Raw genomic sequence first — 16,383 nt, forward strand, 5'->3', positions numbered from 1 at the left:
AGTGCGGTGAATAATAAAGATATTTTGTATTCTGTTGTTTACACTCTGTAAATTTTAAAATACAATAATTGTAAATTTTACATTACACCATAAGGGGCAAACATGAACAAAACTGTAGGCAGCACACTTCTCGTTGCCGGCACGATGATTGGCGCGGGAATGTTGGCTATGCCACTCACTTCCGCCGGTATCGGATTCGGCTTTACTTTAGTCTTATTATTAGGGCTTTGGGCATTATTAACTTTTAGCGCACTTTTATTCGTTGAGCTCTATCAAACTGCGGAAAGTGATGCGGGTATCGGCACACTCGCTGAACAATATTTTGGTAAAGCAGGACGCATTATTGCCACAGCCGTGCTAATTATTTTCTTATACGCATTAATTGCCGCTTATATCAGCGGTGGCGGTTCACTACTAAAAGATTTATTACCAGAAAGTTTTGGCGATAAAGTTAGCATCTTATTATTTACCGTGATTTTCGGTTCATTTATTGTCATCGGCACACATAGCGTAGATAAAATTAATCGCGTGTTATTTTTTGTGATGCTTGCGGCCTTTGCTGTGGTGTTAAGCTTAATGTTGCCAGCAATCAAATTTGATAACTTAATGGCGACACCAATTGATAACGCTTTAATTATCTCTGCAAGTCCTGTCTTTTTCACGGCATTTGGTTTCCACGGTTCTATTCCAAGTTTAAATAAATACTTAGACGGTAACGTAAAAGCATTACGCATTTCTATTTTGGTCGGTTCAGCCATTACCCTTTGCGCTTATATTTTGTGGCAAATGTCGACGCACGGCTTACTCACACAAAATGAGTTCTTACAAATCTTAAAAGAAGATGCCACCTTAAATGGTTTAGTAAAAGCAACGCTTGCTATCACTGGCAGTAACATGATCGCAGGTGCGGTAAAATTATTCTCAACTTTGGCGCTGGTTACTTCTTTCTTAGGCGTAGGGCTTGGCTTGTTGGAATGTATCGAAGATTTATTAAAACGATCCTTTAATATTTCTGCAGGGCGCATCTCACTTGGCTTAATGACGTTCATTCCACCACTCGTCTTTGCGCTTTTCTATCCTGAAGGTTTCATTTTAGCGCTAGGCTACGCGGGCCAAATGTTTGCATTCTATGCCGTAGTATTGCCAGTGAGTCTGGTTTGGAAAGCTCGTCGAGCTCACACCAATTTGCCATACAAAGTATGGGGAGGAAATCTAACTTTAATTATCGTATTGGTATTAGGCGTAATCATTACATCCATTCCATTTGCGATTCGTGCGGGTTACTTGCCATTTGTTGTGGGTTAATAATATAAATATCAAAAAACATCATTCAATTAATCTGTACCCCAAAAGTTAGGCTAAATAACTAATTGAGGTACAGATTTTTTATAATCTTGGACTGAAAAGAAGAATATTTTTATGGCAAGGAATTTGAATAAATAAACGAAATCATCAAACTTTATATTAGCTATTAAAACGAAGAACAAATAAAATTACACCATAAGCTGCTACTTATCTTTATAAAAAACTAAATCATTGATTTTCTTTTAATTTTCTTAATAACGCAATTTCTCTTTCTAACCCATTTATAATTTTATCTTTTTGAACCAATAATTCATCTTTATGGCTTAATATTAATTGTAATTGTTGAATAGTTTTTTCTAAATTTTCATTTCCAATTGCAAACAAAAAATTATTTGAGTTGCTTGATTCAGTTACTGTATTATTAAAATACACTTTTTCAGCTCCCCCCATAGAGAGCAACTCACAAATATCCATATTAAATACTTCAGAGATCTGTTCTAAACGAGATAGATTTGAACGCACTTCACCTCGTTCAATTTTCCCATATCCCGTTACTGACATCCCTAATTTATCCGCCATATTTTCTTGCGATAACTGGTGTTGTTCGCGTAACTGACGGATTTTCTCATTAATTTTCATACATTGCCCTCTCAAGGTAAACTGTTATCTTAATTAGGTAACTAACTGTAACTGTTGGTTTATTGTACATAATTTTTGCCAAATTATAATGGTTTTGGATTTTTTCTCCTACTTTTATTTATTGAGGCTCTATGAAATTAAAAAATGTAACTATTGCAACAGCACTTTTAGCTGTATTAACAGGCTGTGGAAGTAGTGGTGGCAATTCAAGCACACTAAACACCAATCAACCAACCGCTCAAAATGAACAAAGTCGTCAGCAAGTAAATGATGCTAAGAAAGCTGAAGAAACTCGCAAAGCTGAAGAAGCTCGTAAAGCTGAAGAAGCTCGCAAAGCTGAAGAAGCTCGTAAAGCTGAAGAAGCTCGTAAAGCTGAAGAAGCTCGTAAAGCTGAAGAAGCTCGTAAAGCTGAAGAAGCTCGTAAAGCTGAAGAAGCTCGTAAAGCTGAAGAAGCTCGTAAAGCCGAAGAAACTCGTAAAGCTGAAGAAGCTCGTAAAGCTGAAGAAGCTCGTAAAGCCGAAGAAGCTCGTAAAGCCGAAGAAGCTCGTAAAGCTGAAGAAGCTCGTAAAGCTGAAGAAGCTCGTAAAGCCGAAGAAGCTCGTAAAGCTGAAGAAGCTCGTAAAGCCGAAGAAGCTCGTAAAGCCGAAGAAACTCGTAAAGCTGAAGAAGCTCGTAAAGCTGAAGAAGCTCGTAAAGCCGAAGAAGCTCGTAAAGCTGAAGAAGCTCGTAAAGCCGAAGAAGCTCGTAAAGCCGAAGAAGCTCGTAAAGCTGAAGAAGCTCGTAAAGCCGAAGAAGCTCGTAAAGCTGAAGAAGCTCGTAAAGCCGAAGAAGCAAGAATTGCTAAATTAACAGAAGAATTGACCGCTTTAGCTAAACAGGCCGGTTTAGATGATGATAAAGCTCAAAAATTTGCAGGATCGAATTTAAATACTGATAAATCAGAGTGGCAATCGGCTTTAAATAATGCTGTTGAACAAGATAAAGCAGAAAAATTACAGCGAGAAATTGATCAACTAAAAGGTATTTCTTCTCATTCATATCCTGAAGGAAGTATTACACATAGAGATGGCAGTGGTTCTAAAAGCATTAGCAATAGACTAACAAACGAGAATATTTCTCGTAATATGGTTTATAACCAAAAATATTCTGTCGTTATTGGCGATTATAATGGACAAGTATCTTACAATAATAACACTGGCTATATCTTCTCAGATAACCGAGTTACTGATATTAATGTAAAAGGATTAAAAACAGAAATTTCCGCAATTCCAACTGAAGGTACTGCAACATATACTGGTAAAGCCTTTAATGGCACTTTAGCACAAGAGTATAAAAAAGTAGGCACTGAAGAATGGTTTGGTAGCACTCGTGATAAATACGACTTTGTAGATTCACCAAAAGAAGGGAACTTATCTTACGAGGTAAACTTCGCAGATAGAACAGGTTCAGGCAGTATTACAGGCTTAGGAAATGATATTGCACTAGCACAAGGCTCTATTTCTGGAGCAGGTATTTCATCTACTGCAACACAAAGCTATAAATCAGGCTCTTACTCATTAGATTTCTTCGGCAAAAATGCAGAAGAAATTGGTGGTAAGGTTTCCTTTGATGGAAAAGATGTGTTTGGCTTTGGCGGCACCCGCGGTGAAATTCAAAAATAACCTTTCTGTAGGGGCGAATTACATTCGCCCTGATATTCCAGCGATGTTTTAGAGCAAATGCGATTTACCCCTACAAGAAAATGCCGTTTAAAGTGGATTTAAACGGCATTTAACTATTAGGAAATTTCCGAATGTGAACCGATACGAATGAGCTTTAGTTCTTCGTCATCAATAATTTGGTAAATCAGCACAAGATCGTTAAAAATATGGCAGTCACGATAACCTTGCATTTCACCTTGTAGTGAGTGATCTAAGTATTTTTTTGGAAGCGGTCGATTTCTTTGTAAAAGATACAAAACCTCGGTCATTTCTACTGAGAATTGTTGCTTAGCTGTGAGCTTTTTAATATCTCGTTGAAATGTTTTAGTTGCAGTTACTTTTAATGTTTTAACTGATCCCATATCCATTATTTCACTGATTTTAATAGATTTTCCATAATATTGGCTTCGAAATTTGCTTCACTAATGATATCAACATCACCATTTTCAGCTTCTTGCATAGCACGTAATGTTTCAGCATTTGGTTTCAAATAAGAAAGATTTACTGGAATCGTTTTTGTATTCGCAATTTCTGTTAAGAATAAATTAAACACCTGTGAAGGGGTAAAACCGTAATGTTCAATTACATTAAATGCCTCTTGTTTTAAATTTTCTGATAAACGAAAGCTAAAAGATGCATTTTGTGTTATTGCCATAATTATCTCCTTGGTCTAACAATGCGGTACAAATTATTATAGATAGAATGTCTTGCATTGTAAAACAATGTTTACTTACGAATAAATTTACTATGAAAAAACTCGCAAATTTCATTATTATTCTACCGCTTGCAACACAAGCGGAAACCTTTCACGCTCCTCAACCTGTATTCTTTGAGAACAACGTTTTGCCAAAACAGGCAGAGCCGCAAATAAAAACACAGTCTAAAGCAGAGAGTGTACCCACATCTTCATTTGCTCTTTCTAATGCAGACAGCACCAAAACCAAGCTCGAGAAGTTGATTAACTATGGTGTAGTAAAGCAACAATGGCATTTATTGAAGCAGATTCTGCCGTTGTATCAACAGCAGGCGAATTATGATGAAACGCTTTATCGTTACGCAATGGGAGCGATGTTGTGGGCAGAAAAAGAATACGCACAGGCAATTTCACTTTATCAGCAGATTTTAGACGAGAAGCCAGAGTTGGCTTATCCGCGTTTTGATTTGGGTGTGATGTTGTTTGAAAACAAGCAATATCGCCAAGCGAAAGCAGAGTTGGAACATGCTAAACCCGAACTTTCACCACAAATGCAGCAGCTTACCGAACGTTATATGCAGGCAATGGCGGAGCGGCAAAGCTGGCAGCCTGATATGGAGCTACAATATACCCAAACCGATAACGTAAATAACGCATCTTCTCAGCAAGATATTATATTGAGAGGATTGAGATTTAAAAAAGATGAGGAATCTTTACCACAAAAGGCACACGGCTTCCGCTACGGTGTGGGCGTAAACCGAGAATTGAACATATCCGGTAATCATTTTGTTACAGCAAATGGTCGCTTTAGTGGCGTGCATTATTGGGATAACCAAGATTACAGCGAAAAATCACTTTATGCTTCGCTTGGCTATCGTTACCGTTCGGCATTGCAAGCGGTCGGGTTTTCCCCATTTTTTGAACAGAACTGGCTCGGTTCACCACGTTATAGCAAAAATTACGGGGCAGTTGCAGATTTTCGTCGAGAATTGACCGCTTACTGGGCAATTTCAGGATCGTTTTCGCATACACAAAAACGCTATGCCGATGCTTCTGTCGCTCGTCGTCATAATGGTTATCTGAACGGTGTTTCACTTACGTTAAGTTATCAAGCCAAGCCGAATTGGTTGCTTTTTAGTGGTGTGGAAGGCAGTGTTGATCGTAGCAAAGATAAAGCGGAATCTTCGCTTCGCCGTGGGGTAAATATCGGTTCGGTGTGGAAACTTAAAGAGTTTGTCAGCCATATTAGCTTACGTTATGTGAAGCGAGATTTTCGTGCGGAGAATTTTTATTTTCCAACCAAAAAACGCCAAGATAAAGAATATAGCTTGAATGTGTCGATTGGGAATAACCGTTTGCAATGGTTAGGTTTTGTGCCGAAGTTGAATTATCGTTATCGTAAAATTGATAGCAATATTCCAGAATTTTATTCAAGAAAAAGTGGGGAATGGTTTATTTCTGTGGAAAAAGATTTTTAAGTTCAGAATACCAATAACCGTTTACAGATTGATCTGCACCTAAATGTTGGACTAAATAACCATTCAGGTGCAGATTTTTATAATTAAACAGATGAATTTTGAATAATGTTATCACATGATAAATTTTTTAATGCGTTTTATGGCTTGTGCTATACAAAATTTTATCCGTATAAGCCAAAGCAATTGCCGACACCAAAAAGCCCAAATGTAACAATAATTGCCACATCATCGTTTTTTCTGGTGTATTACTTGCGTTCACAAAGGTTTGCAACATATGGATAGATGAAATACCGATAATAGACATAGAAAGTTTAACCTTCAATACCGTCGCATTTACATGGCTCATCCATTCAGGCTGATCGGGGTGATTACGCGTACGCAGTTTGGATACAAAAATTTCATAGCCACCGATAGTCACCATCACAAGCAAGTTTGCTATCATCACGACATCAATCAAATTCAACACACCCAACATAATCGTGTTGGAATCCATCTCATTGACATTAATCACCAATGCCCACAAGCCTTTAATGAACTTATAAGAGTAGATCGCAAGGGTGACAATCAAACCCAAATAAATCGGTACTTGCAACCAGCGACTACCAAAAATTATTTTCGCGATAATATTCGATTGTTCGTTATATTTCGCATAAAGATCAACAGGTTTATTTTCTTCCATCTGATTTTATTCCTAAATTAAATAGTTGGTTAAATAAATAAAAAAACTGCAGGAAGATAGCAGTTTTTTTGAAAATAGCAATAAAGAAATCGAGTTATTGTTATTTTATTTATACATTTGAAGGGGAGGAAACTGATTCTCTCAAAATACAGGCCGGCTCTAACACTAAAGTGCGGTAATTTTCATTGGGTTCTTGTATACGTTGCAATAAAGTCTCAACAGCAAGCTTACCTAATTCAGCTTTAGGTTGACTGATTGTAGATAAAGAAGGAAAAAGATAACGAGCTAATTCAATATCATCGTATCCCATGATAGAAATATCTTGCGGAATACGTAAACCTTGATTCTGAATTGCCTGATAGGCACCAATGGCAATAGTATCGCTACAACAAAAAATAGCGGTCGGTCTATCAGATAACGAAAGCAGTTTTTGCGCCCCAACGATCCCTCCTTTAAAATCAAAATGACTTTCTACAATCCAATCAGGATTTAAAACTATATTAGCTTCAGACAAAGCTTTCTTATATCCCTGCAAACGATTTTTAGCTACTGACTTTCTGAGATTACCCGTAATAATGCCAATTTTCTGGTGTCCAGCATCAACCATAGATTTCGTTGCAAGATAACCGCCATATTCTGAGTTCTCTAGAATTTTGTCTGCATTTAACTCGGTAAACCACCAATCCATCACAACTAAAGGCAAAGATACTTCAAGCTCCATATCCGCCTGAAAACGACTATCTCCGCACATCAGTAATACACCATCTACTTGTTTATGTATTAAGGTTTGTAGATTTTGCTGTAAACGCTTGGAATCACCACCCGTTGTAGCAATAATGAGATTATATTGATTTTTCTGACAATATTGCTCCACTCCAGTCATAACTTCAGAGAAAAAAGGATTATTAGTCGCAGTAACAAGCAACCCTATCGTTTTTGTCGTTTTTACCTTTAAGCTACGAGCTATATAAGAAGGCGTATAATTAAGTTCAACAACTATACGCATTACCTTATCTCGAATTTCATCACTGACAAAACGAGATCCATTAATCACATGAGAAACAGTAGACGTAGATACTTGCGCCAATCGAGCAATATCTTTCATTGTTGCCATAAAACACCTAAAAAATTGACCGCACTTTAAACATGAGCCAGAAATTCTAATGTTTCTTGACGAGTAGGAATAGATGGTTGAGCGCCTTTACGTGTTACACTAATCGCTGCTGCCGCCTGACCAAATCTAACGGCCTTTTCAAAGGATTGACCTTCTAGCAAGGCTGTAACAAATCCACCATTAAATGTATCACCCGCAGCCGTTGTATCTACTGCTTTTACACGGAAACCGTTAATTATACGAGTTTCACCATTTTGGCTAACAAATACACCTTTCTCACCTAATGTAATCATGACACAATCAATTCCTTTTTTATGGAAAACTTGAGCAGCTTCCACCGCACTTTGTTCATCACTCACTCGTACACCAGTAAGGATTTCAGCTTCTGTTTCATTTGGTGTAATGATATCAATCATACTTAATAAGGTGTCCGATAAATCTCTCGCAGGCGCAGGATTTAGTACGACTTTCACACCATTTTCTTGAGCAATTTTTGCAGCGAGCTCCACACCTGAAATAGGTGTTTCTAACTGCATTAACAAATAATTAGATTGAGCAATTTTTGCTTCACTATGCTGTACCAATTTTTCATCTAAATATGCGTTTGCTCCACGAGCTAATACAATGCTATTTTCACCTGATTGAGCTACTTGAATAAATGCCATTCCCGTCATTTCTTGAGAAATAGAATGAATATTTATCGTATCAATTCCCTCTTGTGAAAATGCATTTTTCATTGTTTCGCCTATAACATCGGAGCCAACACAGCCAATAAACTCTACATTTGCCCCTAACCGAGCAGCAGCCACCGCCTGATTTGCACCTTTTCCACCATAGATAAGCTGGTAATTATCACCAGTTAATGTTTCACCAGGCTTAGAAAAATAAGGAACAGAAATCACATGATCAGCATTAATACTGCCAAGAACGATGAGTTTTTTGTTCATGTTAAACTCCTTGAACAATTAAAATTTGTCTTTATAAATTTAAAGAGACATGGATCTGAAGAAACTGGAACTCCCCCTGCCATTAATGTAGTCTGTCGCATATAAGCAAGGGGGAGATACAAAGTGATACAATAACTATTCACTAATTACTTTTAAATCTACTGGGATTTTTGATTCCACTTTTTCACCTTTTAAGATTTTATCAGCTGTAACAACACCCAATGAACCAATAAGATCAGGTTGTTGTGCAATAGTTGCAGCCATTTTTCCACCTTTCACCGCTTTAACACCATCATCTGTACCATCAAATCCCACAACAAGGGCTTTTTTGTTAGATGCTTTAATTGCCCGTAATGCACCTAATGCCATCTCATCATTTTGAGCAAAAATAGCCTGTACATCTCCTTTTGAGGCAAGCAAATTTTCCGTTACATTCAAACCTTTTGTACGATCAAAGTCCGCAGGCTGACTAGCTAATACATTAAACTTATGTGCAGTGATGGCTTGTTTAAAACCTTCACCTCGTTCACGCGCTGCAGATGTACCTGCAATACCTTCAAGTTGGATAACCTTAGCTCCATCACCTAATTTTTGTGCAATGAAATCCCCTGCCATTTTTCCGCCTGCTATATTGTCAGATGCGATATGACTTACTACTTTTCCTTTAGCTGCACCACGATCTAATGTAATAACTGGAATATGATTACGGTTTGCAATCGCCACTGCATTACCAACAGCTTCAGAATCAGTTGGATTGATCAATAGTACTTTTGCACCACGCACTGTTAAATCTTCAACATTAGCAAGTTCTTTAGCTGGGTCATTTTGTGAATCAAGCACGACTAATTTATAGCCTAATTCATCAGCTTTTTTCTGGGCGCCATCTTTTAATGTGACAAAAAATGGATTATCTAATGTAGACACGGCTAAAGCGATCGTGTCTTGTGCAGATGCTGAACCAGTAACAGCCAAACCTAATAATACAGCAGAAGTAAGAGCGGTTAGTTTTTTCATAATTTCTCCTTGAAGTGAATTACAGTTTTTTCGAACCAAGATAGTTATCGGCTAAAACGGCAACCAAAATAACCAACGCTTTTGCTATCATCTGATAGTAAGATGAAATATCTAATAAATTTAATGCATTATTTAAAAAACCAATGATTAATGCGCCAATGAGGGTTCCCATTACACGACCTTTACCACCCATCAAACTTGTTCCCCCAACAACAACAGCAGCAATAGCATCCAATTCATAAGATACACCAGCTGTCGGTTGTGCAGAGGATAAACGTGAAGTAACAATTAAACCTGCTAATGCAGAAAGGAAACCACTCACCGCAAAAACAAATACTTTGATTTTATTGACGTTAATACCAGAAAGTTGGGTCGCCGCCTCATTTCCACCTAAAGCATAAATATAGCGACCGATTGGTGTGTGTTTCAAAATATACCAAGCTACTGCAAACACAGCGCTCATAATCCAAATTGGTACCGGAATACCTAAGGAATATCCAGTACCAATACCAGCAAATATATCCGCATTATCGGAGAAACCTGTCGTAATAGGACGACCATCTGTATAAACCATTGTTATACCACGCAGTAAGGTCATGGTAACCAAGGTAGCAATAAAAGCCTGAACTTTTCCTTTTGCAACAATTACACCACTTACACCACCAAGAAGTGTTCCAATCAATAAAACAACAGGAACGACTAAAAAAATAGGCAATTCAATACTTACCATTGAGGCTGCAATAGCACCAGTCAATGCCAATACAGATCCAACAGAAAGATCTATTCCCGCAATTAAGATAACAAAGGTCATCCCAACTGCAATAATCGCATTAACTGAAGTTTGACGTAAAATATTCAAAATATTATCTACGCTAAAAAAATCAGGATTAATCACTGATACAATTGCGATAAGAATAATCAACGCAATAAAAGAACGCTGTTCAATCAAAAATCTTCCTATTTGAAAATTAGATGTTTCATTTTTCATCATACTTACCTACTCTTATTTACCAATAGCTGCTGCTAATAACTTTTCTTGTGTTGCCTCTTCACGAGAAAATTCTGCACTAATTTTACCTTCACGCATTACCAACACTCGATCACTCATACCAAGCACCTCTGGCATATCCGATGAAATCATCAAAATACTCAAACCATCCTTCTTAAACTCGTTAATAAGCTGGTAAATTTCTTTCTTAGCACCAACATCTACACCACGAGTAGGTTCATCTAAAATCAACACATTTGGGCGAGTCATTAATCCACGAGCAATTGCCACTTTTTGTTGATTTCCACCAGACAGTAAACCTACCTGTTGATCACGACTAGGGGTCTTAATATTAAACATCAAAATAAAATCATCGACTGCCATTTTTTCTGCTTGATGACGAATATTTCCTCTGTTAGAAAAATGATCGAGAGATGTTAGCGACATATTTTCTTTTACCGACATTCCTAAAATTAAACCATCACCTTTACGATCTTCAGATATATACACGATGCCATTATCTAAACCATCTTGCGGGGTGTGATTCTCAATATCCTGATTTTTTAACCGCACTTTACCGCTTGTTTTTGGTAATGCGCCGTAAAGTAACTTTCCAAGCTCCGTTCTTCCTGCGCCCATTAAACCGGAAACGCCCACAATCTCGCCAGCATGAAGTGTAAATGAAACATCATCAATGCCACTACCACTCAGATGCTCTACGCTCAACACACATTCACCTTTTTTCCGTGCCAAGTGTGGATATTGTTCATCTAAGCGACGCCCTACCATCATTTCAATTAAATCGTCTTCAACAATATCAGCTGCTACACGCTCACCAATGAATTGCCCATCTCTCAGAACCGTTACATCATCGCAAATCTGAAAAATTTCTTTTAAACGATGGGAAATATAAACAATGCCACGATTTTCAGCTTTAAGTTCACGAATAACATTAAATAAAGACTCTGTTTCAGTATCGGTTAATGCATCCGTTGGTTCATCCATAATGATTACTTGAGATTCAAAACTGAGTGCTTTTGCAATCTCAACCATCTGCTGTTCACCAATAGAAAGTTCTGAGCATAATTTTTTACTACTATGGGTTACACCTAAACGAGCTAACAGTTTATCTGCCTCGGTATACATTTTTTGCCAATTAATTGCCCCCCATGAGGTTTTAAATTCACGACCAAGGAAAATGTTTTCAGCAATAGTGAGATTACCGACCAAATTCAGCTCTTGGTGAATAATACTAATACCCGCCTCTTGTGATTCTTTTGGGCCTTTAAAGGTCACTTCCTTACTGAGATACTCAATGGTGCCAGCATCTTTAGAATAAATACCAGTAAGCACCTTCATCAAAGTCGATTTACCTGCACCATTTTCCCCCATCAATGCCATAACTCGACCAGAATAAACTGATAAACAGGCATTACTTAAAGCCTTCACGCCAGGGAAAGATTTATCAATGCCAGAAATTTTAAGTAAGGTTTCCATAATTTCACCTAAATCAAAATGGCACACCAGAATATAAAATTATATTGGCATAAGGAGAACACTCACCACTTCGAACAATCGCTTTGCTTTGGTGTGTATATTTTTTAAAAGTTTCATGTGATACAAACTCTATCTGAACCTTATTACCTTGATTAGTCTCAATTTGACTAAGTTTAGATAAAAGTGCGGTAAAAATTTCAGGATTTTTTTCTTTAATTTCTTCAGCAATCACTACTCGCTCGACATACATCTCAGTGATCACAGTATCTAAAGTTTGTAAAAAACTTGGCACTCCCGCAGTTAATGCCAGATCTATACGTTCCACACTTAATGGAATAGGAAGCCCCGCATCACAAATCGTCAAACTTTCTGTGTGACCAAGAGAAGCGATACAACGAGAAAGTTGAGCATTTAATAACATTGTTTTTTTCATATATTTCCTCTTTCCACCTTTATCGAAACGTTTCGATAAGATAAATATAAAGAACAAAAACAGAAAAACAACTGAGAAATTTCAAATTTGAGATATTAATCACAAAATTTTTTGTTTAGATAAAATAAAAAATTCTCCGACCAAATTCACATTCAATCGGAGAATAAATTATTTGAAATTATCTTAGTTCAACGTATCCAACCTAGCCAAATCGATCTGATTATTCAATAACTCCACATCGGGCATCGTTTTATTCGCTTTTGCGGAAAGGGTTTTAAATCGTTCTACTTTGCCCACCAAGCCTTGTTGACCAACAAGTGCGGTTACTGTGCTGTTGTATTGATTGCTAACAGTGGAAAGCGTATTGCCGAGCTTACTTAAACGTTCTGCGACCAAGCAAATTTGGTTATAAATTTCACCCGCTTTTTCAGCGATTTCTTTTGCCTCGGCATTACCACGTTCGATGCGCCACAAATTTGCTACGGTGCGTAAAATCGGCATTAAGGTGGTGTGAGAGACCATAATGACATTACGTTCATAACCGTAATTAAATAAAGCAGGATCAGATTTTAAAGCCTCAATATATGCGGGTTCCACCGCAATAAACATAAGAACAAAATTCGGGCTACGCATGCCAATCAAATTACTGTAATCTTTTTTATGCAGATCATTAATATGGCTTTTCAATGCGGATATATGTTCTTTTAATAAACGCTCACGTTCAAAATCATCCTCAGAATTCACCGCACTTTCGTAAGCCACCAATGACATTTTGCTGTCGATAATTAAGTGTTTTTCATCAGGTAAATTCAACACAAAATCAGGGTAATTGCGCCCGCCTTGTTCATCTTTAAAATGTGCTTGCGCGCGGTAATGCACATTTTCTTCAAGCCCAGCCAGTTGCAACGCTCGTTCTAATTGCACTTCGCCCCAATTACCTAAAGTTTTCTTTTCGCCTTTCAGCGCAGAAGTCAAATTACTCGCCTCTTGCGACATATTCAGGCCAATTTCCAGCACTTTTTTAATTTCAGCTTCCAAGCCTGCATTACCTTTCACGGATTCGGAGTGAATTTCATTGACACGTTTTTGAAAACCTTCAATTTGCTCACGGAAAGGCTTGAGCAACGTTTCCAATGCTGTTTGATTTGATTGACTAAATGAGCGACTTTTTTCATCCAAAATCCGATTGGCTAGATTTTGAAATTCCACGCTCAACTGCTGCTTAGATTGTTCAAAGTTCTGTTGTTGCGCGGAAAAATGTTTTTCTTTTTCTGCTAAAGTTGTTTTTAATCCTGTTAACTCTTGAGAAAGTGCGGTCAATTTTTCGGTTAAATGTTGTTGTTCCTGTTCTTTACGAGATAACTGGCTTTGGCTATGTTGCAATTGGGCATTCAAACTTTCTGCTTGCGCAGAAGCAATCCCGAAGCGTTCTTTTAATGCGGTAATTTGCTCCGCGATGGCGGAATGGCGAGCCTGCTCCTCATCTAATTCTTGGGTAAGATAGTAAATTTTTTCATCTCGTTCATTCAAGCGAATTTGTAACCCTTGGCTTTCTGTTTGAGCTTTAATAATTTGCTGTTCTAATTGATTTTTAAGGCTATTTATCCCATCAAATTTTGATGCCAGTTGATTATAGTCTTCTGTGGTTTTATGAAGTGTTTTATGAAGTAAAGCATATTTCTGCTGAAACAGAATCAGCAGTAAAATCAAGACAATAGAAACAACCCCCATCACCCATAATAACGACATATCCCACATAACTCCCCCTTTAATTTAAGGTCTGAATTGTAACATAGAAATCCGTCTATCTCCTTCTATGGAAGGCGATAATCTCAATTAAATAAAAACCCGACTTTCGCCGGGTTTTTATTTTACTTACAAGTTAATTACCATTGGTAGCCAACACTTGCACTTGCGCCAGAGTGGCCTTGTGAATTGCTGTTTACTGTGAATTTAACCCCAACTTTACCATTATCTGATAAGCGAGAGTAACCTACTGCCAACGCATTTTGTCCACGATATGTACCTGCACCGACAGACACCATAGATTTACCTGCTGTCGTAACATGATATAACCCACCGGATGCTAAAGCACCTGCAATACCTGCACGTAAGCCTTTATCAACATTATTGATTTGATTGCTGATATTACCTGCAACATATTTCAATTGGTTTACATTCACAGCATCAGTGCCATCTTTACCTGGTGCAACATTGGTAATACGTTTACCACCAGCGTTGATACCGTTTTCGTTGATATTAACGTCACCTACTTTCACTTCTTTTGCAGTGACAGAGTTTACTTTAATATCATCTTTCATCGATACTTTAACACCGTTTTCATCTGCAGTCGTGGTAATGTTTTTACCATCACCATTAACAGCCACCTTGCTACCTAGTTTTTTCACACCAGTAGTGCCGTGATCTGCATTAAAGGTTAAACCTTTCGTGGTGACTTCTGTATGCGCATCTACACCTTTCTTGATATCTTCTTTCGTTTCCTTTGAAAGATCAACGGTATAGTCAGTAACAGTTGTTGAACCATCTTTATGCGTATTAGCAGCTTTTGTCACTTCAACGTGATTAGAACCAGCTTTAACTGCTGCAGAAGTATCATTAATACCTTTTGCACTCACTTTATAGATAGTTTGACCATTAGCACCTGTACGTGAAACCACATCAATATTATCCCCTGCGGTAACTTCAGTTTTCGCAGCATTTAATTGTTTGACGTTTACTGCATCAGTACCATTTTTACCTTCTGCAACATTGGTAATACGTGTTTCCTTATCGTTACCATCAGATACTTTCAAACCTTCATTTGTTTGAGTTAATTTAACTTTTACCTTACCGTCTTTATCAATGATGTTGATGCCCTCAACTTCAGGTGTTTTCTTAATGGCGACAGTAACAGTATTCTTATTTACTGTTGTCATTACATTTTTACCATCGTCAAATTGTGTAGCATCAGTATTATCTTTACCACCTTTAATATTAACAGTTGTGTTTAAGTTCGCTTTATGAGGTGTACCACTATTACCTGCGAAAGTTAATCCGCCCTCATTGATTTTAGCTTCTACTTTATTCAATTGGTTCACATTTACTGCATCAGTACCATTTTTACCTTCTGCAACATTGGTTATTGTGTTGCCGCCGTTGTTTAAGCCTTTATCAGTTAAAGTAACCGATGTTTTGCCATTTTCTGGATTCACAGGGGTAATGGCTATACCATTATGGGTAATTTCCGTTTTGGTTTTATCCTTGCCATCGTTAAACTCGGCAGAAGTTAAACCTTTCAGTTCTTTTGCCAGTTTTACGGTTAATTCTGTACCACCTGTCGTTGCATTAGGTGTTGAAACTACACCAATATTGTTGTCAGACAACTTGGTTTTATCCGTAACGCCACCTTTTATATCCACTTGTTTATTAAGTTTGACATTGGCAACCTCGCCAATATCGCCCCCATATTTCATACCATCATCAAGCGTTGCCAATTTGTGAGTTTTATCAGTGCTTCCCGGTTTAGTTGGGTCAGCTTTCTCAACGTAAACTAGACGTGTTTCACCATCTTTGCCATCCACGCCCACTTTGCCATCTTGACCTTTAATGGTTAAACCGTTTTTACCATCTTTACCATTTAAGCCGATAGAACCGTCTTTACCGTTGATTGCAACCGCAGAACCATCTTTACCGTTTACGCCGATAGAGCCATCAATGCCGTCTTTACCATTCTCACCTTTAGCACCAATCACTACATCATCTTTCAACGCAAAACTATAAGTGTGATTTTTTGATGTTGCATCAACTGTTTGTTTCACTGTTAAGTTTTTGCCTGCATCAAAGTTGACAGTTTTGCCGTTTTCAACCTCTGTTTCAGCAGCGGTTGAACTCGCCT

General features: G+C 37.7%; 15 protein-coding genes. 3 read left to right on the forward strand and 12 right to left on the reverse strand.

Annotated elements, in window-relative coordinates:
- The first annotated feature begins 102 nt into the window (after window positions 1-102).
- Window positions 103-1,305, forward strand: a complete 1,203-nt coding sequence (locus tag KKW16_RS08655) for an aromatic amino acid transporter (protein ID WP_215768190.1) — start codon at window positions 103-105, stop codon at window positions 1,303-1,305.
- A 228-nt stretch (window positions 1,306-1,533) separates the two neighbouring features.
- Here KKW16_RS08655 and KKW16_RS08660 read toward each other — a convergent pair whose 3' ends face one another.
- Complete coding sequence (locus tag KKW16_RS08660; RefSeq protein WP_048952540.1) at window positions 1,534-1,944, reverse strand: helix-turn-helix domain-containing protein; 411 nt, start codon at window positions 1,942-1,944, stop codon at window positions 1,534-1,536.
- A gap of 131 nt (window positions 1,945-2,075) precedes the next feature.
- Here KKW16_RS08660 and KKW16_RS08665 point away from each other — a divergent pair, with 131 nt between their 5' ends.
- On the forward strand, window positions 2,076-3,605 hold the full coding sequence (locus tag KKW16_RS08665; RefSeq protein ID WP_215768191.1) for a factor H binding protein domain-containing protein: 1,530 nt from the start codon (window positions 2,076-2,078) through the stop codon (window positions 3,603-3,605).
- A gap of 116 nt (window positions 3,606-3,721) precedes the next feature.
- Here KKW16_RS08665 and KKW16_RS08670 read toward each other — a convergent pair whose 3' ends face one another.
- Together KKW16_RS08670 and KKW16_RS08675 are read right to left on the reverse strand one after the other, a co-directional pair.
- Entirely contained in the window at window positions 3,722-4,012 is a 291-nt protein-coding gene (locus tag KKW16_RS08670; protein ID WP_048953175.1) for a type II toxin-antitoxin system RelE/ParE family toxin, read from the reverse strand.
- Window positions 4,012-4,299, reverse strand: coding sequence for a type II toxin-antitoxin system RelB/DinJ family antitoxin (locus tag KKW16_RS08675; protein WP_048953174.1), 288 nt, complete (start codon window positions 4,297-4,299; stop codon window positions 4,012-4,014). The genes KKW16_RS08670 and KKW16_RS08675 overlap by 1 nt, the downstream gene beginning before the upstream one ends.
- 92 nt (window positions 4,300-4,391) lie before the next feature.
- On the opposite strand from KKW16_RS08675, the gene KKW16_RS08680 reads away from it, so the two are divergent.
- On the forward strand, window positions 4,392-5,816 hold the full coding sequence (locus KKW16_RS08680; protein WP_048953173.1) for a surface lipoprotein assembly modifier: 1,425 nt from the start codon (window positions 4,392-4,394) through the stop codon (window positions 5,814-5,816).
- 127 nt (window positions 5,817-5,943) lie between these two features.
- On the opposite strand, the gene KKW16_RS08685 is transcribed toward KKW16_RS08680, so the two are convergent.
- From KKW16_RS08685 to KKW16_RS08725, 9 genes are all read right to left on the reverse strand, one after another.
- Window positions 5,944-6,495 carry a TIGR00645 family protein gene (locus KKW16_RS08685; protein WP_048953172.1) on the reverse strand — a complete coding sequence of 184 codons (552 nt, stop codon included), beginning with the start codon at window positions 6,493-6,495 and terminating at the stop codon, window positions 5,944-5,946.
- 109 nt (window positions 6,496-6,604) lie between these two features.
- The gene (locus tag KKW16_RS08690; protein WP_215768192.1) at window positions 6,605-7,609 is read right to left on the reverse strand and encodes a substrate-binding domain-containing protein; all 1,005 of its coding nucleotides are present in this window, start codon (window positions 7,607-7,609) and stop codon (window positions 6,605-6,607) included.
- A gap of 26 nt (window positions 7,610-7,635) precedes the next feature.
- Window positions 7,636-8,556 (reverse strand): ribokinase, encoded by a 921-nt coding sequence (gene rbsK, locus KKW16_RS08695; RefSeq protein ID WP_111407997.1) that lies wholly within the window; start codon window positions 8,554-8,556, stop codon window positions 7,636-7,638.
- 135 nt (window positions 8,557-8,691) lie between these two features.
- A complete protein-coding gene (gene rbsB, locus KKW16_RS08700) occupies window positions 8,692-9,570 on the reverse strand; it encodes a ribose ABC transporter substrate-binding protein RbsB (RefSeq protein WP_111407998.1) in 879 nt (292 codons plus the stop codon).
- 19 nt (window positions 9,571-9,589) lie between these two features.
- Window positions 9,590-10,558 (reverse strand): ribose ABC transporter permease, encoded by a 969-nt coding sequence (rbsC, locus tag KKW16_RS08705; RefSeq protein ID WP_204713592.1) that lies wholly within the window; start codon window positions 10,556-10,558, stop codon window positions 9,590-9,592.
- 15 nt (window positions 10,559-10,573) lie between these two features.
- Entirely contained in the window at window positions 10,574-12,055 is a 1,482-nt protein-coding gene (rbsA, locus tag KKW16_RS08710) for a ribose ABC transporter ATP-binding protein RbsA (RefSeq protein WP_204713593.1), read from the reverse strand.
- A gap of 13 nt (window positions 12,056-12,068) precedes the next feature.
- The gene (gene rbsD / locus KKW16_RS08715; RefSeq protein ID WP_009499624.1) at window positions 12,069-12,488 is read right to left on the reverse strand and encodes a D-ribose pyranase; all 420 of its coding nucleotides are present in this window, start codon (window positions 12,486-12,488) and stop codon (window positions 12,069-12,071) included.
- Between the two features lie 183 nt (window positions 12,489-12,671).
- The gene (locus KKW16_RS08720; RefSeq protein ID WP_111408001.1) at window positions 12,672-14,246 is read right to left on the reverse strand and encodes a DNA recombination protein RmuC; all 1,575 of its coding nucleotides are present in this window, start codon (window positions 14,244-14,246) and stop codon (window positions 12,672-12,674) included.
- 128 nt (window positions 14,247-14,374) lie between these two features.
- Window positions 14,375-16,383: YadA family autotransporter adhesin (locus tag KKW16_RS08725; RefSeq protein WP_215768193.1), on the reverse strand; the 2,009-nt coding region annotated here is incomplete at its 5' end.

It is taken from the genome of Haemophilus sp. SZY H8 (assembly GCF_018829755.1).
GTDB lineage: Bacteria > Pseudomonadota > Gammaproteobacteria > Enterobacterales > Pasteurellaceae > Haemophilus > Haemophilus haemolyticus_K.